Genomic DNA, 19,744 nt, shown 5'->3' with positions numbered 1-19,744 from the left:
GTCGATCACCACGCAGCTGCTCGACGCCGGGGTCAAGGCGACGCCGGAGCTCGTCGAGGGCCTGCTCGACGAGGCGGCCGACCACGCCTGGCGTGTCGACCTCGAGCGCGAGCAGCTCGCCCTCCTCCAGTCGACCGGCCTGCCCGTCGTCTCGCTGCCGGCTCTGGCGGAGGGCGTCGACCCCGTGTCGGTGCGCGAGCTCGCCGACGCCCTCACCGACCAGGGCTTGGTGCCGTGACCGCCGCCCGGGCACCGCGCTCCGTCCCGCGCCTCGACCTCGACCGGCTCATCGCCGACCGGACCATCGGCATCGTCGTGTGCTGCGGTGCCGGCGGCGTGGGCAAGACGACCACGGCCGCCGCGCTCGGGCTGCGCGCGGCGGAGGCCGGCCGCAAGGTCGTCGTCCTCACCATCGACCCCGCGCGGCGCCTCGCCCAGTCGCTCGGGCTCACCGAGCTCGACAACACGCCGCGCCCGGTGACGGACATCGACACGTCGGCCGGGGGGTCCCTCGACGCGATGATGCTCGACATGAAGCGCACCTTCGACGAGGTCGTCATGGCCCACTCCGACCCGGCAAAGGCCGAGCAGGTTCTCGCGAACCCCTTTTACCAGGCGGTCTCCTCGTCGTTCGCAGGGACGCAGGAATACATGGCGATGGAGAAGCTGGGGCAGCTGCGTGCCTCGGCCGACCACTGGGACCTCATCGTCGTCGACACGCCGCCGTCCCGATCCGCGCTCGACTTCCTCGACGCCCCGAGCCGGCTCGGGTCCTTCCTCGACGGTCGCTTCATCCGGCTGCTGGCGGCGCCGGCCCGCGCGAGCGGCCGCGCCGGCCTCAAGGTGTTCGGGCTCGGCGTGCAGGCGGTCAGCGGCGCGATGACCAAGGTCCTCGGCGGCGCCTTCCTCCGGGACGTCCAGACCTTCGTCAACGCCCTCGACACGATGTTCGGCGGCTTCCGCGAGCGCGCCGACCAGACCTACCGCCTGCTGTCCGAGGAGGGGACGGCATTCCTTGTCGTCGCCGCGCCGGAGCGCGACGCCCTGCGCGAGGCCTCGTTCTTCGTCGACCGGCTCGAGGCGGACGGCATGCCGCTCGCCGGGCTCGTCGTCAACCGCATGGGCCGGGTCGCCGCGTCGGGCCTGACGCCGTCCCGGTCCTTGTCGGTCGCCGAGTCCCTGGAGGAGGGCAACGGCCCCCGCTCGGCGACCACGGCGGCGGGGCTGCTGCGGCTGCACGCCGCGCTCGTGCGGACCGCCGAGCGCCAGCGTGAGCTGGCCGAGCGCTTCTTCCGCGGCCACCCGACGATCCCCGTCGTGCAGGTGGCTGCCCTCTCCCGCGACGTCCACGACCTCGACAGCCTCCGGCAGGTGGGCACCATGCTGGCGGGGCCGTGACCCCTGGTCACGACCCCGCCAGCACCCGCCCCCTCAGCTACGGCGACCCGAGGACGCCATCCCCTCGCGCAGCGCCGACTTCCACGAGGTGATGTCGGGCCGCTTGCGCAGCAGGGCCCGACGCTCGCGCTCGGTCATGCCGCCCCAGACCCCGAACTCCGTCCGGTTGTCCAGCGCCTCGGCAAGGCACTGCGCCATGACGGGGCAGGTCTTGCAGATGGCCTTGGCGTCGTGCTGCGCCTTGCCTCGGACGAAGAGCGCGTCCGGGTCCTGCCCGGTGCACCGCGCCTGCGCTGCCCACTCCTCGGTCCACGGGTCGATCGACATCGCGGAAACACTCATGGTGAAACCCCCTACCCTGACTGGCGGCTTGGCCGCCAGGTGGTCGTTTCCGACCGGTTTACCGGGCCCCCACCGGCCCATGACCCTCAACGTACGAGACGGACATCCCGCCCGACATAGGCCACATGGACCATTCTCGGGACAAGATGACTAGACACCATCCCTTTAACCTCGCTTGACCTGCTCTTTACCTTCCGCACTTGCGGATGTTTCATCACAATTCGGTATGCCGCCGAGCGGGGGCCCGGTCCCTGCCGCACCGCAGGGCGGCGGCGTCGGCTCGGGGTCCGACCGGCTCCAGCAGTTACCCTTGGGCGCATGTCCTCTCGCACGACCTCCCTGGGCGGGATCGTCAGCCTGCTCGGCGCCTTCCTCGCCTCGGCCCTGGTGCTCGGCCTGCTCCTCGCGGCGCTCTTCATCCCGGCCGTCGGCGCCACCGGCGCCCTGGCCCGCAGCGGCGTGGACGTGTTCAACGAGCTGCCGAGCGAGTTCACGAGCAGCCCACTGGCCCAGCAGTCGCGCATCCTCGCGGCGGACGGCACCGTCATCGCGACGCCGCAGGACCAGTACCGCGTCATCGTCCCGCTCTCGCGGGTGGCGCCGGTCATGCGCGAGGCGCAGGTCGCGATCGAGGACCACCGGTTCTACGAGCACGGCGGGGTCGACCTGCAGGGCGTGGTGCGGGCCGCGATCTCCAACCTGCGCTCCGGGGGGAGCCAGGGCGCCTCGTCGCTCACGCAGCAGTTCGTCAAGGTCTCGCTGCAGGAGGCGGCGCTGCGGGCGGGCGACAAGGACGCGGCCCAGGCGGCGGTGGCCAAGGACTACATGCGCAAGCTCAAGGAGCTGAAGTACGCGATCACCCTCGAGAAGAAGATGAGTAAGGACCAGATCCTCGAGGGCTATCTCAACATCGTCTACTACGGCGACCGGGCCTACGGCGTCGAGGCCGCGGCGCAGCACTACTTCAGCGTGCCCGCCGCCCGGCTCAGCCTGACCCAGGCGGCCCTGCTGGCCGGGCTCACCCAGAACCCCGGCACGACCGACCCGGTCCACTTCCCGGACAAGGCGCTCGCCCGCCGCAACGTCGTGCTCGACCGCATGCACGAGCTCGGCAAGATCACCGACGAGCAGTGGAAGGCGGCCAAGGCGCGCACCATCAAGCAGGACCTCAAGGTCTCGCAGCCCCAGAGCACGTGCGTCGCGTCGCCCTACCCCTACTGGTGCGACTTCATCATCAACTACCTCGGCGCGATGCCCGAGCTGGGCAAGACGCGCGAGGAGCGGCTGCGCGTGCTCTACCGCGGCGGGATCACCGTCACGACGACGCTCGACCCGCGGATCCAGAAGATCGCGCAGGAGGAGGTCACCCGCCACGTGCCCATCGGCGACCCGTCCCAGGTCGGGGCGGCGGCATACGTGGCCCAACCGGGGACCGGCAAGGTCCTCGCCTTCGCCCAGAACACGCAGTACACCGTCGCCAAGCAGGAGCTCGGCAAGACGGGGGTCAACTGGGCACTCGACACCAAGTACGGCGGCTCGGGCGGCTTCCAGTTCGGCTCCACGGGCAAGGCGTTCTCGCTCGTGACGGCCATGGAGTCCGGCCTGACGACCAAGTCGACGGTCAAGGCCAAGGCCGCCGGCGACACGCCCGCGACGTACCTGCCGAGCGAGTTTCCGGGCGGGTGCGGCCCGGGCGGCAAGTGGACGGTCCTCAACGACACGCCGTTCAAGGGCGGCACGATCAGCCTCATGCAGGCCACCGCGCTCTCGACCAACACCGCCTTCGTCGCCCTCGCCCAGCAGCTGGGCGGCTGCAAGGTCCGCGACACCGTCATGCGGCTCGGGCTGCACATGGCCAACGGGGGCCAGATCCCGAGCTACGCGCCGGCCTACATCCTCGGCGCGACCGAGGTCTCGCCCCAGGGGGTCGCGACGGCCTACTCGACCCTCGCCTCGGAGGGCAAGCGCTGCCCCGTCGTCGCCGTGACCCGCATCGTGCGGGGCGGCAAGGACGTCGCGCTGGCGAAGTCGCCCTGCGAGCAGGTCGTCGACCCGGATGTCGTCCGCGCCACGGACAAGTTCCTCGAGTACAACATGACCAACGGCTCCGGCCGCCGCAACCAGCTCGACGACGGCGCCCGCCAGTCCGCGGGCAAGACCGGCACCGCCGACAAGAACAACGAGTCGTGGTTCGTCGGCTACACCCCGCAGCTCGTGACCGCCGTGTGGGTGGGCACACCGGACGACGGCAACAAGCGGCTGATGAAGAACGTGACGGTCGGTGGCCAGTTCTACCCGGTCATGCACGGCGCCTCGATCGCGGCGCCGACGTGGAAGGGGATCATGAACCGGGCCCTCGAGGGCACCCCCCGCGTGCCGTTCAACGAGCCCTCGCCGAAGTACACCGGCGGCACCGACACCACGGTGCCGCGGGTGACCGGCATGACCGTGCCCAACGCCATCGCGACGCTCGAGGCGGCCGGCTTCACCACCGCCGTCAGCGGGTCGATGCCCTCGTCGGTGCGGCCCGGCCGGGTCGCCGCCACGACGCCGACGGGGCGCGCGCCGCGAGGCAGCCTCGTCACGATCATCACCTCGCGGGGCGGGTCACGCCAGGCCTTCTCGGTGCCCCCAGGAGTCGTGCCGGTGAATCCTCCTCCGCCTCCTGGGCCGGCCCCCACCGGCTGATCCGCCCGTTCTTGCGGTTCAGTCCGCGAGGAGGCGCCTGACCAGGGCGGCCACGCGGCCGCCCTCCGCGCGCCCGGCCACGGCCTGCTGAGCGGCCTTCATCGCCAGGCCCAGCTGCGGCAGTCCGGTCGCGCCCGACTCCCGGACAGCGGCGGAGACGATGTGCGCCAGCTCGTCGTCGGAGAGCTGGCGTGGCAGGTAGGCCTCGAGCACGGCGAGCTCGGCCTCCTCCTTGGCGGCGAGCTCGGGGCGCCCGGCATCGCCGTATGCCGTCGCGGCCTCCCGCCGCTTCTTGGCCTCCCGGGTCAGCACCTTCTGCACGTCCGCGTCAGTGAGCTCGCGGTGCTCCCGGCCGGCCACCTCCTCGGTCGTCACGGCGGTCAGGGCCATTCGCAGTGAGCCGGCGCGCACGCCGTCGCGCTCGCGCATCGCCGCGGTCAGGTCGGCCTGCAGCTGTGCCTTGAGGGTGCTCATACGGCCAGTCTCGCAGGTGGCCGGGGTGTCCCAGGTCGGTGCAAGGATGGGGCCCATGCATCCTGTGACCGCGACGACGCTCGGGCTCGGCGCCGCCGGGCTCGGGGTGCTCGGCTGGGCCTCGCTCGTCGAGCGGAACGCCTTCGTCCTGCGCCGCTTCACCGTGCCCGTGCTGCCGGCCGGGGCCGCGCCGCTGCGGGTGCTCCACGTGTCGGACCTGCACCTGGTGCCCCGGCAGCGGCACAAGGCCAGGTGGGTGCGCGGCCTGGCGGCGCTCGACCCCGACCTGGTCGTCAACACGGGCGACAACATCGCCGCCGTGGATGCCGTCCCTGCCGCGCTCGACGCCCTCGGGCCGTTGCTGGCCAAGCCGGGGGTCTTCGTGCTCGGCTCCAACGACTACTTCTCGCCGCAGGTCAAGAACCCCCTGGGCTACCTCAGGAAGTACCACCCGAAACCCATCGGCACGACCCGCCGGCTGCCGACCGAGGAGCTCGTCCGCGGCCTACGCGCCCAGGGATGGCGCGACCTGACCAACCGCCGCGAGCGCCTGACCGTGCGCGGCCTGCAGCTGGAGTTCGTCGGCGTCGACGACCCTCACCTGCAGCGCGACCGGCTCGGCGCCGTCCGTGGCCCGGCCACCGACGGGACGGTGCTCGTCGGCGTGACGCATGCGCCCTACCGGCGGGTCCTCGACGCGTATGCCGCCGACGGCGCCCGCCTCATCATCGCGGGCCACACCCACGGCGGACAGGTCTGTGTCCCCGGCTACGGCGCCCTCGTGACGAACTGCGACCTCGACACCTCCCGCGTGAAGGGCGTCTCCCGGTGGTGGCCCGGCGCCGGGGACACCCCGTCGTCCGCCGCGCCCGACCACGCGGCGTGGCTCGAGGTCTCGGCGGGCCTCGGCACCTCCCCGACCGCCCCTGTCCGGCTCGCCTGCCGTCCCGAGGCGACGCTGCTCACCCTCGTCGCGTCGCCGTGAGCCTGTGAGCCGGCCCCTGATTCGGTGATGCGCTGGGGGCTGCGCTAGCATCTCTGCTTGCGGCCCCCTCTGGGGGCTGATGCTTTGCGGGGTGTGGCGCAGCTTGGTAGCGCGCTTCGTTCGGGACGAAGAGGCCGCAGGTTCAAATCCTGTCACCCCGACTTGCGCGATGTCTCGGGACATCGAAGTGGGCCGGACCTACGGAAGGTGGGTCCGGGCCCACTGCGGTCAGGCGTGCGCGCCTGCGGTTCCCGTGCGCGGCAGCGGTCGTCGTGCCCCCGCGCTCGGGTGCCGGACGACCGGCAGCGCGCACGCTGGCGCCGAGCGACCTCCTCGGGAGTCCGCCCGGGCGCACGCAGGAGCTGGCGTGTGAGGGCGTCGGCCGGGTCGTTCGGTCCTGGTCGCGCCGGAGCACACCGCCGCAGGCTGGCGTCATGCACCATCGTGCCAGCCCGAGCTTCGTGGTTGCCGCGGCGGCGGCGGCTTGCTACGCCCGCTACCTGCGTCCCTGGCAGCTGACCTGGGGCGCCACGCCACACGAAGTCTCCCGCGTGATGCCCGGCGACGACCTCGTGGCGCATCCGACCCTCAACGCCACCCGGGCCATCACGATCGCCGCACCGCCCGAGGACATCTGGCCGTGGTTGGTCCAGGTCGGCGTCAACCGGGCAGGTTGGTACAGCTACGACGTTCTGGACAACCTCGGCCGCCCCAGCGCGCGGCACATCATCCCCGAACTCCAACACCTGGTCCCCGGCGACCTCCTGCCGATGAGCCCGGACGGCAAGCACGGTCTGCGCGTGCACTCCATCGACCCGCCACGCTCCATGGTCTGGGGCACCCCGGAGACACCACCTGGGCATGGCAGCTCGACCCGGGACGGGGCGGCTCCACGAGACTGATCGCCCGCGTGCGTTCGCGCTACCGGTGGCTCTCGCCCTCCATCGCGTTCTCTGCGCTGCTCGAGCTCGCCGACATCTGGATGATGCGCAAGATGCTGCTGAACCTGCGCGACCCTGTCGAAGGAGCTCGGGCGGACACGGAGCGGGTCACCCCGGGTCGGCACCGGTCGCGACCGGCAGGTGGCTGGCGTGGCTGTACTGCGACCAGGAGCCGGGGTAGAGCCGGCCCGGGCCCAGGCCGGCGAGCTCGAGGGCGATGAGGTTGTGGCAGGCCGTGACTCCGGAGCCGCAGTAGGAGACGACCTCGGACTCCGTCGTGACGCCTACGCCGGTGAAGCGCTGGCGCAGCACGCTCACGGGCAGAAACCGGCCCGCGGCATCGACATGCTCTCGGCAGGGCAGGTTGACCGCGCCGGGGATGTGGCCCGGGCGGGGGTCCACCGGGTCGTGCCGACCCTCATATCGGTCACGGTTGCGCGCGTCGATGACGACGGCGCCCCCGGTGCCCGCGACGCTCGACAGGTCGGCGAGCCGGTCAGGCGGCCAGGGCACGGGCGTGAACTCGGCGGGTCGGGGTGACGGGTCGGTGGTGTCGAGCGGGCCTCCGAAGGCGCCGAGACCACCGTCGAGCAACGCCGCCTGGTGCCCGGTCGCGCGCAGCATCCAGACGAGACGTGCGGCGATGACCCCGCCCGCGTCGTCGTAGGCCACGACGGTGCTGTCGTCGCCGATGCCGAGCGCGGCCATTCCGGCCGCGAAGACCTCGGGCTCCGGGAGGGGGTGACGACCCTCGCGCGGACTGCCCGGTCCGGCCAGGCAGGCATCCAGATCGACGAAGACGGCACCCGGCAGGTGGCCACCCCGGTATGCGTCGCGACCGGACCGGCCGTCCAGATACCAGCGCACGTCGGCGAGCACGACGTCGCCGCGGTGGTCGTCGACCCAGGCCATGGACACAACCGGTGGGATCACGGACAGACCCTACGCAGTGGGTGGCCCAAAGCGGGCGCGGGGGCCGACATGTGGATCGCCGTCCCGGGCAAGAGGCGTGCAGTGCGGGCGTCTCCCGTGGGTCTCCCTCCCAGCGCCGCCGAAGGACCTCACGCACCGTATGTCGGGTCTCGTATGCCGGGTCTCGTATGCCGGGTCTCGTCTGCCGGGTCTCGTATGCCGGGTGCCGCTGGTTGCGGCCCCGTCCGGCGCGTAGAGGCGGCGACGGGCTCGCCGCGGTCGCGTGCCAGACCCTGCAGGTCTACGAGGAGGTGGCCCAGCTCCTCGCGGCCGGCCCCCGCGGCCGGTATGGACCCCGAGCACGCGCCCCGCCTGGCGCCAGGGGCCCGGCCGAGACCTAGCCGGGGGTGACCAGCCCGTGCCGCATGGCGAACATCGCCAGGCCGGCGCGCGTCGACACGCCGCACTTGTCATAGATGTGCGCCGTGTGCGTGTGCACGGTCGACGGCGACACGACCAGCGCAGAGGCGATCTCCCGCTGCGTCCGGCCGCAGGCGAGCAGGCGCAGGACGTCGAGCTCCCGCTCGGTCAGGCTCGCGGGAAGCGGCGGCAGCACCGGCGCTGTGACATGTGCTGCCTCCAGCACCGCGCGAATGGCCTGACGGGTCAACGGCATACGGGACAGGACCCGGGCGGCAGACCGTGCGTCCATCGCCGGCCGGTGAGGCCGGGCCTCGCCGAGCGCATGGAAGGCGTCTGCCGCGGCGAGGAGGCAGTCCTCGGCGCCCAGCTCGGCGCCACGCACCCCGGCGGGATAGCCGGACCCGTCGACGCGCTCGTGGTGCCGGCTCGCGACGGCGCCGAGCGGCGCGAGGACCGGCGAGGCAGCCAGGATCCGCCCCGAGAGGTAGGGGTGCAGCCGCACCAGCTCCCACTCCTGCGGCCGCAACGGCCCGGGACGCTCCCAGATGCCGGTCGGGATGGCGACGCGACCGAGGTCGTGGACGAGTGCGGCGCGATGAACGAGCCCGGGGTCGGCCGCGGTGCCGTATGCCGCCGTCCGAGCCAGCGCCGCGACGCCGCGCGAATGTCCTTGGAAACACGGCGACTTCAGGTCAGCCGCATCGCCGAACCCGCCCAGCGCCTCGTCGAGCGCGGCATCGTCGTGGAACGTCCGAGGCGGTCCGGGCTCCACGTCGACGACCGCGGCCCACAGCTCGTCGGGGTCGGAGATCTCGAGCAGCTCGGCAGGCGCGTCGAGGAAGACCGCCGTGATGGCCGGGTCGAGCGCGCGGCCGGACCAGCGGGCCACCGTCTCGTGGGCGACCGGAGGACCGCCCACGGCGTCGAACATGACGGCGGCATACCCGACCGCCGCGAACCGCGCGGCCGCGGCCACGTCGGGGCCGGCCTTTCCCTCCGGTGCGCCCTGGCCGTCGTACCGCTCGAACCCGTCGAGGACCGCGGCCTCCACCTCGGCCGGCAGCCGCAGCCGGCGGGTCAGCTCGGCGCCGACCTCGCAGTCGGCCCGCGTCGACGCCTCGTAGATCCGAGCCAGCCCAGGGGGTCCGCCGAGCATCCTCAGCCGGGCGGCGTCCACGCCGAGGCCGACGAGAATGGCCATCGCCTCCTCCGGGTCCGACAGGTCCGTCAGGTCCCCTCGGGCCCGAACGGCGATGTCGTCCCCCCCGAACACGGCGGCTGCCTCGTGCGACGTCGCGGAGCACCCTGCGAAGCGAAGCAGCGTCGTGTAGTAGACGACGCCCCGGTCCCTGTCGGCGAGCCCGGCTCGCCGGGCCAGCTCCGTGGCGAGCAGGCAGGCCCGCATCGCCTCGCCCTGTGGGTGCCCTCGGGTCAGGTCGCTGGTGACGGACAACGCGGCGACGACCCCTGCGATGCCGATCGGCGTGCGCACCCTGTGGACTCTAGCGCCGGAGACGCTCGTGCCGGCCCGGCGAGGCCGGACCGGCACGAGAGGTGTCATCACCCGCCACGACGGCGGGTGCCGTGCCTCACTGCTTGGGCGAGGACTGGATGGCGGTCTTCCAGACGTTGACGCTCTTGACGAGGCCCGGCGTCAGGGTCGCGACGCCCGGCTTGGGCAGCAGGTTCCACGGTCCCAGCGCGCCGTTGTCGTTCTCGAAGTAGGCCACGGCGCGCACGTTGCGGGCCGCGTCGAAGAGGTTGACCGCGTCGGTGAGGAACTTGGCCCGCCCGGCGTCCGAGAGGGTGTTGCGGGCGCCGAGCTCGCCGACGACGAGGCCCTTGCCCTTGGACTGAGCGGCCTCGATGACGGGGCTGACGATCGTGGACGCAGCGTCGGCCGAGGCGTCGGACTTGCCCCACTGGTAGATGTCGGCGCCGAGCGCGTCAACGTCCTTGAGGTCGAAGTTGAACCACGTCGACCACGACACGTTGCCCGGCGCAGAGATCTTGTAGCGGCTGTCCATGAACGTCGTGCCCATGAGGAGCGGCGCGAACTTGACGTTGGACGGCGCGTACTGCGTCTTGAGGCTCGCCAGGCGCATCTGGGCCTTCTGCCAGTCGGCGACGGTGAAGCCGTCACCCTCGGGCTCGTGGGCGAAGGAGAACCAGATCCACCGGTCCCGCGGAGCCGTCTGGAGGATCTTGATCCACTCCGCGTCGTGGGTGCCGTTGTTGACGCCGGCGACGTCCGAGCCGAGGTTGATGTAGACGGGGATCTTCGCGTCGTCGACGTAGGTGGGGATGAGGCCACCACGCCAGGTCGTGTTGAAGCGGTTGGGCCACAGGCGCATGAAGCCGGGCTGGCCGTATGCCGCGACGGCCTGCTTGTACGCGTCCTCGTGGCTCTGGCCGCCGGTCTTCCACCAGCCGCCGGAGTTGATGCCGTAGCGGACGCGGCCGCTGGAGGCGTCCGCGCTCTCGGCGTGCATCAGGACGGGCAGGGTGACGGCGGTGAGCGCGGTGATCGCGGCGACGGTCGTGCGACGTGCGGAAGAGAACATGAAAGTAACCACCTTGGCGAGTTGAGTGCTGAGCGAGGGCATGACGCAGCACGGCGCCGGGAATGGCGTGGGCTGCGGGAGCTGCGACCGCGGGCCGTCGGCGGGGTCAGGGCGACGGGGCGGTGTTGTTACCTGAGGCGCGTGCTCTCGCGGATCTCTGGGCGAGGTGAGATGCGCCGTGGTCCTCGCGGGCTCGGCATAGTCAGCGGCTGCGAGGTGTCGTGCGCGGTGATCCTGACTGGCAACCCGGTCGGTGCCTGATCAGCACCGACCGCTGCGATGCCTGATCAGGGCAGGATCAGCGGTGTGGACCCATCCGACGGCCCGTTGGCCGTTCGGTGTAACGCTTACATCTCAAAGGTAGCAAAACGGACACATTGGGGCAAATCGAGTGATAGGCGATGCGGTCCGCAGGCCCCGTCGTGCTCCCGGCCGTGCGTCAGGTGCGCCCGGTCAGCCCCTGCGGGCGACGTCCTCGTCCGCCGTCCCGGCCGTGAGCCGCACCGCGGCGGCCACCACCGCGGCGGGGTCTCCCCCGCGCGCCAGGAGGCGGCGCTGGACCACCGAGCCCGTCCCCCGCGCCCGGATCCGGGCCAGCCCCTGTAGGACGCGAGACAGGTCCCCACTGGCCTCCAAGGCCGCATGCACGTGGCGGACAAGGAGGTCCACGACGTCCTCCGCGGGGGTGGGCCGGCCGGTGTGGGGGTGCAGCAGGGTGCCGCCGACCCCCTCGTGGGCCGCCCGCCACGTCGCCATGCGGAGCAGCTCGTTGGGCATGGCCGGCGCGTCGACGCGCCGACGCCACTGCGTGGCGGCCGTGTCGACGAGCGCCCGGCTCAGAGCGGCCAGGACGACGGTGTCCTCGACGTCGAGGCACACGTCGGCCACGCGGACCTCCACCGTGGGGAAGCGGTGCGATAGCCGGGCGTCGAAGTAGAGCATGCCGTGGTCGAGCAGGACACCCGACTCGACGAGGGAGTCGACCAGCCGGTGGTATGCCGCGGCCGACCCCAAGCAGGCGAGCGGGCCCGCCGCCGGCCACCGGGACATCACGAGCCAGCGGTGGCTGCTGTATCCCGAGTCCTGTCCCGCCCAGAAGGGCGAGTTGGCGCTCAGCGCAAGGAGCACCGGCAGCCACACGCGGATGCGGTCGAGGACCGCCACTCCCTCCTCGTCGGAGCTGACCCCGACGTGCACGTGGCAGCCGCACGTGAGCTGCTCGCGTGCCAGTAGGCCGAACTCGCGGTGCATGGCGCGGTAGCGGGGCGAGTCGACCGCGGTGGGCAAGGCCCGCACGGGCGAGGTGCCCAGGGCCGCGACGGCGCAGTCGAGGTCCTGGGCCGCCCGGTTGGCACAGTCTCGCCACTTCCGCAGCTCCCTGTGCAGCTCGTCCATCTCCTGCACCGGGGGTGTCTGCAGCTCGAGCTGCTCCTGCATGAACTCGGCCGTCAGGGCGCCTGCCCCGCGTGCGACCGCTGCGCCGGGCTCGGCGCCGGCCCGGGCGAGGACCTGCCCCGCAACGGGCTGCGGCTGCCCGTCGTCCGCGTTGACGAGGAGCAGCTCTTCCTCGACACCGACGCTGCGCATGCCGCCAGTGTGACGCAGCCGCGCGGCCCCGGCGCGGTGTGCGGCTCAGGCCCTGCCGCGTCCTCGCGCCCGCGGAGGCAAGGCGAGCAGTCCCGGCCGTGCGGTTTGTCCAGGCCTCAGAGCAGCCGCCGCATGGCCTGGGTGGCCCCGCGCAGGTAGGCCTCGATGGTCGCCCGCTCGGTCTCGTCCAGTCCCGCATCCAGCGCGGCCAGCGAGGCAAACATCGGCTGCAGCTGGGCCAGGACCTCGGCCCGGCCGGAGTCGGTGATGACCACGGCGGTGCGGCGGCCGTCCTGCGGGTGCGGGCGGCGCTCCGCGTGGCCGTGGCTGACGAGCCGGTCGACGACCCCCGATGCCGCCGCGGACGTGACCCCGAGGTGCCGGGCGAGCTCGACCGGGCCCATCGGGCGGTTCATGAGATGACGCAGCGAGTGCAGCTCGGTGGTGCTGATGCCAGCCTGCCGCGCCACGGCGGCCGGCACCGTCTGCGCGACGTCGACGAGCTCCTGCAGGGCCGCCAGCGTGGCCGACGGGCGCCACCCGGGGACGACAGAGCCGGCGCCACTAGTAATTTCACTCACCTACTTAGTAACCTACTGAGTAACCTACTTTCTCAGCCTAGCGGAGGAGCTCCATGCGCCACCCGTCGCACCCCATCACCGCTCGATGGTGGGCCGGAACCATCTCCCTGCTCGGCCTCCTCGGCACGATGGCGGTGACCGCGCTCGTGGGCGACGCCCAGCGCAGCCCCGCGCCGACCGACGTGCTACCCATCGGGTCGGACAGCTCCGCGGCCGTGGCGCTCCGCGAGCGCCTGCCGCGGTCCGACGGCTCGACCGCCGTCGTCCTCTTCAGCCGCCCGGGGGAGCGCCTCTCCCCCAGCGACCTCGCGCTCATCAGCGAGCGCGCGTCGACGCTGCCCGGGGCCGGCCGCGCGCCAGCCGTGCCGAGCCGGGACGGCGCGGCGGCCATCGTCGTCGTCCCCGTCGCGGCCGACGACGCCACGGGCGCGGCGACCGCGGTGACCGCCCTGCGCGCCGCCGCCAAGGCCGGCCTGCCCGCCGGACTCACGGCGCAGGTGACGGGCCCAGCAGCGGTCCAAGCGGACCTCGCCGCTGTCTTCGAGGGCGCCAACACTCGGCTCCTTCTCGCGACGGCGAGCGTCGTCGCCGCCCTGCTCATCCTCACCTATCGCAGCCCGGCCCTGTGGCTGGTGCCCCTCGTCGTCATCGGGGTGGCCGACCGGCTCGCCGCGGTGCTCGCCACCCACACGCTGGCGCTGCTCGGCGTCACGTGGGACGAGTCCACCGTCGGCATCCTCTCGGTCCTCGTCTTCGGCGCGGGCACCGACTACGCCCTGCTGCTCATCTCGCGCTACCGCGACGAGCTGCGGCGCCACGCCGACCGGCGCGAGGCCATGTCGCGAGCATTGCGGCGCACGGCCGAAGCGGTGCTCTCCAGCGGCCTGACGGTTGTCGTGGGCCTGCTCACGCTGCTCCTCTCCGTGCTGCCGGCCACCCGCGGGCTCGGGCTCGCCTGCGCCGTCGGCATCGTCGTGGCGGTGTTCTTCGCCCTCGTCGTGCTGCCCGCCACCCTCGTAGTCTTCGGCCGGTGGGTCTTCTGGCCCAAGGTGCCCCACGAAGGCGAGCCGGCCCTGGTTGAGGTGCGCTCGCCGTGGCGCCGGGTCGGCGAGGCGGTCGCGGCCCGACCGGCGGCGGTGGTCGGCGTCAGCCTCGTGCTCCTGATCGGTGTCGCGGCCGGCAGCGCCCGCATCGAGACCGGCCTGTCGACCTCCGACCAGTTCCTCAAGAAGCCCGAGGCGATCGCTGCGGCCGAACGGCTGGCCCAGTCGTTCCCCGCCGGCAGCGCCGACCCCACGCTCGTCCTGACGACGCAGGACCCCAGCGCCGTGCTGCGGGTGGTCGCGGGCACCGATGGAGTGGCCTCGGCCCGAATCGCGAGCCGGGGCAGCGGCGTGGCCCAGATCGACGCGGTCCTCCAAGGCGCGCCCTCGTCCGTCGAGGCCCGCCGCGCCATCGGCAGCCTGCGCGCCAGGCTGGCCACCTTCCCCTCGACCCACGTCGCCGGCACCGAGGCGGTGGCGCTCGACCAGGCGGCCGCGGCGTCCCGCGACCGCGCCCTGATCCTGCCGCTGATCCTCTGCCTCGTCCTGCTCGTCCTCGTCGCGCTCCTGCGCTCCGTCGTGGCGCCGATCATCCTCGTCGGCACGGTGGTGCTCACCTACCTCGCGAGTCTCGGGCTGTCCTGGATCCTCTTCACGCGGGCGCTCGGCTTCGAGCGGCTCGACGACGGCGTACCGCTGCTCGCCTTTGTCTTCCTCGTCGCCCTCGGGGTGGACTACAACATCTTCCTCGTGACGCGGGCGTGGGAGGAGTCGCGGGGCCACGGCACGCGGCGAGGCATGCTGCGCGGTCTCGCGGCCACCGGGGGGGTCATCACGAGCGCCGGCATCCTGCTCGCCGCGGTCTTCGCCGTCCTCGGCGTCCTGCCGCTCGTCGTGCTGGCGCAGCTCGGCGTCATCATCTGCGTCGGGGTGCTCCTCGACACCCTGGTCGTGCGGACGCTCATCGTGCCTGCCATCGCCCTCCTGCTCGGCGACCGTTTCTGGTGGCCCCGGCGGATCCCCCCGGCCGGGCACAGCGCCACGGGGCTGGCCGAGGCCGTCGAGGCCTCCGCCCGCTGATCCTGCTCAGCCGCCGGACGGGTCCTCGCGTCCTCGCAGCAGGGACGCGAGCAGGGCGGCCGCCGGGCCGATCTCGTGCCCCAGCCGGATGCACTCCGCTGGCGCGCGGTCCTGCTGCCCGCCGCCGACGGCGATGGTCACCTGCGGCAGGCGCTGCCGCAACGAGGCGACCACGGAACGCAGCCCGCGCACGTCCCGGACGCTAGGCACCGCGAGCACCACGCAGCCGGCGCGCTGCGTGGCCACGGCGTCCGGCCAGTCCTCCGCAGGGACGTCGGCACCGAGGTATGCCGTGGACAGCCCCTGGCGGCGCGCGGCGGTGGCGAAGGCGAGCAGTCCGAGCTCGTGCCGGGCGCCGGGAGGAAGCCCGACGACGACGCGGGGCCCCCGGCCACCGTGCGCTGCGGCCTCGTACGCCGCCGAGAGGCGCCGGCTCACGGCATACGACACCAGGTGCTCGCCGGCGACGCCGACGTCCCCCACCTCCCACGCCTCGCCGACGGCGATGAGGGAGTCGAGCAGCCAGTCGTCGACGACCCGCTCGAAGGAGGCCCGGCTGAAGGCGTCGTCGAGGACCTCGGCCACAGCGACGGCGTCGAGACGCGCGGCCGCTGCGACGAGGGCGTGCACCTCGACCGGACCATCGGCCGGGCCCGCGGCCGGCGCAGCGTCGATCCCGCCGGAGGCGCCCTCGGCCGGGCCGGAGGCAGGGGCGGGTCCCGCCAGGCGACGCCTCGTCTCCTCCGCGGCCTGACGGGCCGACCAGCCAGCGAGGACAAGGGAGTTCATCACCGAGAGGGCCTGTACCGCTGCCGCGTCATAGAGGCGATAGCCGGCGTCCGTGCGGCGCGGCGCCACGATGCCGTAGCGCCGCTCCCACGCCCGCAGCGTGGCGACGCTGAGGCCGGTCAGCTCTGCCGCCCGCTTGATCGTGTACATCGCGCCGCCCGCACCCATCCGTGTCCGCCTGCGCCTCGCATCGAGGCCGCACCAACCTTTGACATACGCTCGACACCAAGCCTACGGTATGGACAATCTCTCACCATCCGGAGCCGCGCATGACGACCGCCGTCCTGTGGCTGCGCCGCGACCTGCGCCTGGGCGACCATCCAGCGCTCCTGGCGGCGGCCGCGGCCGGCGCCGACGTGCTGCCTCTCTTCGTCGTCGACCCCGCGCTCTGGCGCGCCGGCACCGTGCGCACCGCGCGGCTGGAGGCGTCCCTGGGCGCCCTCTCGACACAGACCGGAGGAGCCCTCGTCGTGCGGCGCGGTCGTCCGGAGCACGTCGTGCCCGCCGTTGCCGAGGAGGTGGCCGCGCGCGAGGTGCACGTGACCCGCGAAACGACCCCCTACGGCCGTCGCCGCGACGACCGCGTCCGGGAAGCCCTGTCGCTGAAGCAGATCGAGTTGGTGGAGACCGGAACGCCCTATGCTGTGGGCCCCGGCCTGCTGCGGACCGCGAGCGGCACGGCATACCAGGTCTTCACACCGTTCTCCCGGGCTTGGCGGGACCACGGTTGGCCGACTCCAGCCCCGCAGCACCCCGAGATCGCTTGGCGGACAGGGGTGCCGGGCGAGCGGATCACCTCTCCCTGCTCGCCCGACGCCGGGGAGAAGGCGGCCCGCTCCCGGTGGCGCCGTTTCCTGGAGCAGGACCTCGACGGCTACGCGGAGGCCCGCGACCGGCCCGACCTCGACGCGACGAGCCGGATGTCGGTGCACCTCAAGTACGGCGAGATCCACCCCCGGACCATGCTCGCCGACCTCGCCGCGCGCGCCGCGGGTCGTCCCGCCCGGTCCACGCGCGACGACGGTGTGCAACGCTACGTGACCGAGCTGTGCTGGCGGGAGTTCTACGCCGACGTCCTCTGGCACCGGCCGGGCTCCGCGTGGCGAGACCTGCGGGACGAGCTGCGGGAGATGCCGTATGCCGACGCGGCCACCAGCCCGCTCGTGGCCGCCTGGCGCGAGGGACGGACCGGCTACCCGCTCGTCGACGCGGGCATGCGCCAGCTCCTCGAGCAGGGGTGGATGCACAACCGCCTGCGGATGGTCACGGCGAGCTTCCTCGTCAAGGACCTGCACGTGTGGTGGCCGGTCGGGGCGCGCCACTTCCTCGACCACCTGCTGGACGGCGACCTCGCCTCGAACAACCACGGGTGGCAGTGGGTGGCGGGCACCGGCACCGACGCCGCGCCCTTCTTCCGGGTCTTCAACCCCGTCAGCCAGGGTCGGCGGTTCGATCCCGAGGGTGACTACGTCCGCCGGTGGGTGCCCGAGCTCGCCCACGTCCCTGGCCCGGCGGTGCACGAGCCGTGGCGTCACCCGCACGGCCACGCCCGCGGCTACCCCGAGCGGATCGTCGACCACGCGGCAGAGCGGCTCGAGGCGCTGCGGCGCTACCAGCAGGCCCGCGCGAGGCGGGCATGACCAGCCCCGTGGCCGAGCTGCGCGCCTTCCTCCGCGCCGCCCTCGTCTCGCCGGTGCCTCGCCGCCACGAGGACGCGCCGGCGGTGCAGCGACGCCGTCGGCTGGTCGTGGCGGCGACCTTCGTCGTCGGCGTCGCGGCGCTGCCCGCCACCCTGCGCATCGCGCCGGGCGACGCTCGCTTCTATCCGGCCGCCGCCGGCCTGGCCGCCGTGTGGGCGGTCGGGGCACTTGCCTCGGGACCGTTGCACCTCGGCTCGGGGCACACCCGTCGCGGGGCGAGACTGAGCCGCCCCGTCGTGCAGTCGCTCGCGCTCGGCGTGCTCACACTGGTTGTCTTCCTCGTGGGTGCCCTCGCGGTCGCCCGCGTCCCGCTTCTGCGCGAGCCGGTGGACGACCTGCTCGACCACGCCCGGTTCGGCTCTCTCCCAGCGGTCCTCGGCGTCACCGTGCTCAACGGCGTCGTCGAGGAGCTCTACTTCCGCGGGGCCCTCTATGCCGCCCTCCCCCGGACGAGAGCGGTCGGGGTCACGGCCGTGCTCTACACCCTCACCACCGTCGCCAGCGGCGTGCCGCTGCTCGTCCTCGCGGCCGCCGTGGTGGGCCTGCTCACCGCGCTGCAGCGGCGGGTGACCGGCGGGGTGCTCGGCCCGATGATCACCCACGTCACCTGGTCCTCCGGAATGCTTCTGCTCCTGCCCCCCGTCCTCCAGCTCACGAGGTGACGCCCATGACCAGCACCTCCGACCGCACGGCCCTCGTCACGGGGGCGACCGGCTACATCGGCGGGCTGCTCGTGCCGCGCCTGCTCGAGGCCGGCTGGCGGGTCCGGGTCCTGGCCCGGCACCGCGCCGCGCTGGACACGGCCCCGTGGCGCGACGCCGTGGACGTGGTCGAGGGGGACGCCGCGTCGGACACGGACGCGCGGAGGGCGCTGGACGGCATACGGGTGGCCTATTTCCTCATCCACTCCATGGGCGGCGACGACGACTTCGCGGGGCGGGATCGTCGCCTCGCGACGACCTTCGCGCGGGCGGCGCGCGAGGCGGGCGTGCGACGCATCGTCTATCTCGGCGGCCTCCACCCCGACGGCGCGCTCTCGGCGCACCTGGCCTCGCGGGTCGAGGTGGGTCGGATCCTGCTCGGCTCCGGGGTCCCGACCGCGGTGCTGCAGGCGGCCGTCGTGCTGGGCCACGGGTCTGCGTCGTTCGAGATGCTGCGCTTCCTCGCCTCCCGACTGCCGGCCATGGTCGCGCCGAAGTGGCTGCACAACCGGATCCAGCCGATCGCCACCGACGACGTCCTGCACTACCTGGTCGGGGCCGCGGACCTACCTGCCGACGTGAGCCGGACGTTCGACATCGGCGGCCCGGAGGTGCTGACCTACGAGCAGATGTTGCAGCGCTTCGCCGCGCTCACCGGTCGGCGGAGACGGCTCATCGTCACGGTGCCCGTGCTGACGCCGCGGCTCGCCAGCCACTGGGTGGGGCTCGTGACGCCGGTGTCGGGCGGCCTCGCGACACCGCTCGTGGAGAGCCTCGTGCACGAGGTCGTGTGCGCCGAGCACGACATCGAGCGCCACGTGCCCGACCCCGACGGTGGGCTCACCGGCTTCGACGCCGCGATCCGCACGGCCATGAGGGACGCGCCGCGCGACACGGGCCCGCGCACGCTGGCCGCGGTCACAGCGGCCACGGTGGCGAGCGCCGCGCTCGGCTCGCTCGCCACGCAGCCGGACGCGCGGTGGTATCGCGCCCTCGACCTCCCACGGTGGCAACCGCCGGCCGCGGCGTTCCCGGTCGTGTGGACCGCGCTCTACGCCGACATCATCGCGACGTCGTCCGCCGCCCTCACGACGCTCGACCGCGAGGGCCGCCGCGGCGACGCCGCCGCCTGCCGGCGGGCCCTGGCCGCGAACCTCGTGCTCAACGCCGCCTGGAGCGTGGTCTTCTGGCGGCTGCGTCGGCCCGGACTCGCCGCCGCAGAGGCGGCGCTGCTCGCGGCGAGCTCGGCCGACCTCGCCCGCCGCGTCGGCTCGGGCAGTCGAGCCCGGGGACGTGCCCTGGCGCCGTATGCCGTGTGGTGCGGGTTCGCTGCAGTGCTCTCTGCCGCGATCGGCCGGCGAAACCGCCCCTCGCAACGACCCCACGCCGCCTGACCACGTCCCTCCCCCTCGCCCTCCCCCCGTCGAGTGGCCACTTCCGTACGCCACACCCCGTCGAGTGGCCACTTCCGCACGCCCGCCCCCCGTCGAGTGGCCACTTCCGCACGCCCCCCCGAACAAAACTGGCCACTCGACC

16 protein-coding genes, 1 tRNA gene and 1 pseudogene are annotated in these 19,744 nt (G+C 73.1%); 10 read left to right on the top strand and 8 right to left on the bottom strand.

Going from position 1 to position 19,744, the window contains the following annotated elements:
- Positions 1-238 (top strand): annotated as a pseudogene (locus tag VFJ94_RS15195) (ATPase); the annotation flags it as partial.
- Positions 235-1,398 (top strand): ArsA family ATPase, encoded by a 1,164-nt coding sequence (locus VFJ94_RS15190; protein WP_325005068.1) that lies wholly within the window; start codon positions 235-237, stop codon positions 1,396-1,398. The pseudogene VFJ94_RS15195 and the gene VFJ94_RS15190, both read left to right, overlap by 4 nt.
- A 33-nt stretch (positions 1,399-1,431) precedes the next feature.
- On the opposite strand, the gene VFJ94_RS15185 is transcribed toward VFJ94_RS15190, so the two are convergent.
- Positions 1,432-1,740, bottom strand: a complete 309-nt coding sequence (locus VFJ94_RS15185) for a WhiB family transcriptional regulator (RefSeq protein WP_325005067.1) — start codon at positions 1,738-1,740, stop codon at positions 1,432-1,434.
- Between the two features lie 318 nt (positions 1,741-2,058).
- Here VFJ94_RS15185 and VFJ94_RS15180 point away from each other — a divergent pair, with 318 nt between their 5' ends.
- Complete coding sequence (locus tag VFJ94_RS15180; protein WP_325005066.1) at positions 2,059-4,428, top strand: transglycosylase domain-containing protein; 2,370 nt, start codon at positions 2,059-2,061, stop codon at positions 4,426-4,428.
- 18 nt (positions 4,429-4,446) lie between these two features.
- On the opposite strand, the gene VFJ94_RS15175 is transcribed toward VFJ94_RS15180, so the two are convergent.
- Positions 4,447-4,902: a GatB/YqeY domain-containing protein gene (locus VFJ94_RS15175; RefSeq protein ID WP_325005065.1), complete on the bottom strand. Its 456-nt coding sequence runs from the start codon at positions 4,900-4,902 to the stop codon at positions 4,447-4,449.
- 55 nt (positions 4,903-4,957) lie between these two features.
- Here VFJ94_RS15175 and VFJ94_RS15170 point away from each other — a divergent pair, with 55 nt between their 5' ends.
- The 3 genes from VFJ94_RS15170 to VFJ94_RS15160 all read left to right on the top strand — a co-directional run bounded on the left by VFJ94_RS15170 (position 4,958) and on the right by VFJ94_RS15160 (position 6,789).
- Entirely contained in the window at positions 4,958-5,887 is a 930-nt protein-coding gene (locus VFJ94_RS15170; RefSeq protein ID WP_325005064.1) for a metallophosphoesterase, read from the top strand.
- A gap of 87 nt (positions 5,888-5,974) precedes the next feature.
- Positions 5,975-6,048 (top strand) — tRNA-Pro (locus VFJ94_RS15165).
- 273 nt (positions 6,049-6,321) lie between these two features.
- Positions 6,322-6,789, top strand: coding sequence for a hypothetical protein (locus VFJ94_RS15160; protein ID WP_325005063.1), 468 nt, complete (start codon positions 6,322-6,324; stop codon positions 6,787-6,789).
- Positions 6,790-6,936: 147 nt separating this feature from the next.
- Here VFJ94_RS15160 and VFJ94_RS15155 read toward each other — a convergent pair whose 3' ends face one another.
- From VFJ94_RS15155 to VFJ94_RS15135, 5 genes are all read right to left on the bottom strand, one after another.
- The gene (locus VFJ94_RS15155; RefSeq protein WP_325005062.1) at positions 6,937-7,761 is read right to left on the bottom strand and encodes a sulfurtransferase; all 825 of its coding nucleotides are present in this window, start codon (positions 7,759-7,761) and stop codon (positions 6,937-6,939) included.
- Positions 7,762-8,137: 376 nt separating this feature from the next.
- Positions 8,138-9,655 (bottom strand): HD domain-containing phosphohydrolase, encoded by a 1,518-nt coding sequence (locus tag VFJ94_RS15150; protein ID WP_325005061.1) that lies wholly within the window; start codon positions 9,653-9,655, stop codon positions 8,138-8,140.
- A 97-nt stretch (positions 9,656-9,752) separates the two neighbouring features.
- Positions 9,753-10,727, bottom strand: coding sequence for a hypothetical protein (locus VFJ94_RS15145; RefSeq protein WP_325005060.1), 975 nt, complete (start codon positions 10,725-10,727; stop codon positions 9,753-9,755).
- Positions 10,728-11,180: 453 nt separating this feature from the next.
- Positions 11,181-12,314, bottom strand: coding sequence for a glutamate--cysteine ligase (locus tag VFJ94_RS15140; protein WP_325005059.1), 1,134 nt, complete (start codon positions 12,312-12,314; stop codon positions 11,181-11,183).
- Between the two features lie 116 nt (positions 12,315-12,430).
- A complete protein-coding gene (locus VFJ94_RS15135; protein ID WP_325005058.1) occupies positions 12,431-12,895 on the bottom strand; it encodes a MarR family winged helix-turn-helix transcriptional regulator in 465 nt (154 codons plus the stop codon).
- A 53-nt stretch (positions 12,896-12,948) separates the two neighbouring features.
- On the opposite strand from VFJ94_RS15135, the gene VFJ94_RS15130 reads away from it, so the two are divergent.
- A complete protein-coding gene (locus VFJ94_RS15130; RefSeq protein WP_325005057.1) occupies positions 12,949-15,018 on the top strand; it encodes an MMPL family transporter in 2,070 nt (689 codons plus the stop codon).
- 6 nt (positions 15,019-15,024) lie between these two features.
- Here the strand turns inward: VFJ94_RS15130 and VFJ94_RS15125 are convergent, their stop codons facing one another.
- A complete protein-coding gene (locus tag VFJ94_RS15125) occupies positions 15,025-15,957 on the bottom strand; it encodes a MerR family transcriptional regulator (RefSeq protein WP_325005056.1) in 933 nt (310 codons plus the stop codon).
- 119 nt (positions 15,958-16,076) lie between these two features.
- Here VFJ94_RS15125 and VFJ94_RS15120 point away from each other — a divergent pair, with 119 nt between their 5' ends.
- The 3 genes from VFJ94_RS15120 to VFJ94_RS15110 are packed head-to-tail and all read left to right on the top strand — an operon-like array spanning position 16,077 to position 19,602.
- Positions 16,077-17,447, top strand: a complete 1,371-nt coding sequence (locus VFJ94_RS15120) for a deoxyribodipyrimidine photo-lyase (protein ID WP_325005055.1) — start codon at positions 16,077-16,079, stop codon at positions 17,445-17,447.
- Positions 17,444-18,169 (top strand): type II CAAX endopeptidase family protein, encoded by a 726-nt coding sequence (locus VFJ94_RS15115; RefSeq protein WP_325005054.1) that lies wholly within the window; start codon positions 17,444-17,446, stop codon positions 18,167-18,169. The genes VFJ94_RS15120 and VFJ94_RS15115 overlap by 4 nt, the downstream gene beginning before the upstream one ends.
- 5 nt (positions 18,170-18,174) lie before the next feature.
- Positions 18,175-19,602, top strand: coding sequence for a tryptophan-rich sensory protein (locus tag VFJ94_RS15110; protein ID WP_325005053.1), 1,428 nt, complete (start codon positions 18,175-18,177; stop codon positions 19,600-19,602).
- The last annotated feature ends 142 nt before the right edge of the window (positions 19,603-19,744 follow it).

The organism is Intrasporangium sp. (assembly GCF_035688975.1).
In the GTDB taxonomy this organism is placed as follows: Bacteria; Actinomycetota; Actinomycetes; order Actinomycetales; family Dermatophilaceae; genus CALMNV01.
Note: the sequence above shows the minus strand (reverse complement) of the source record. Positions and strands in the feature narration are given on the sequence as shown.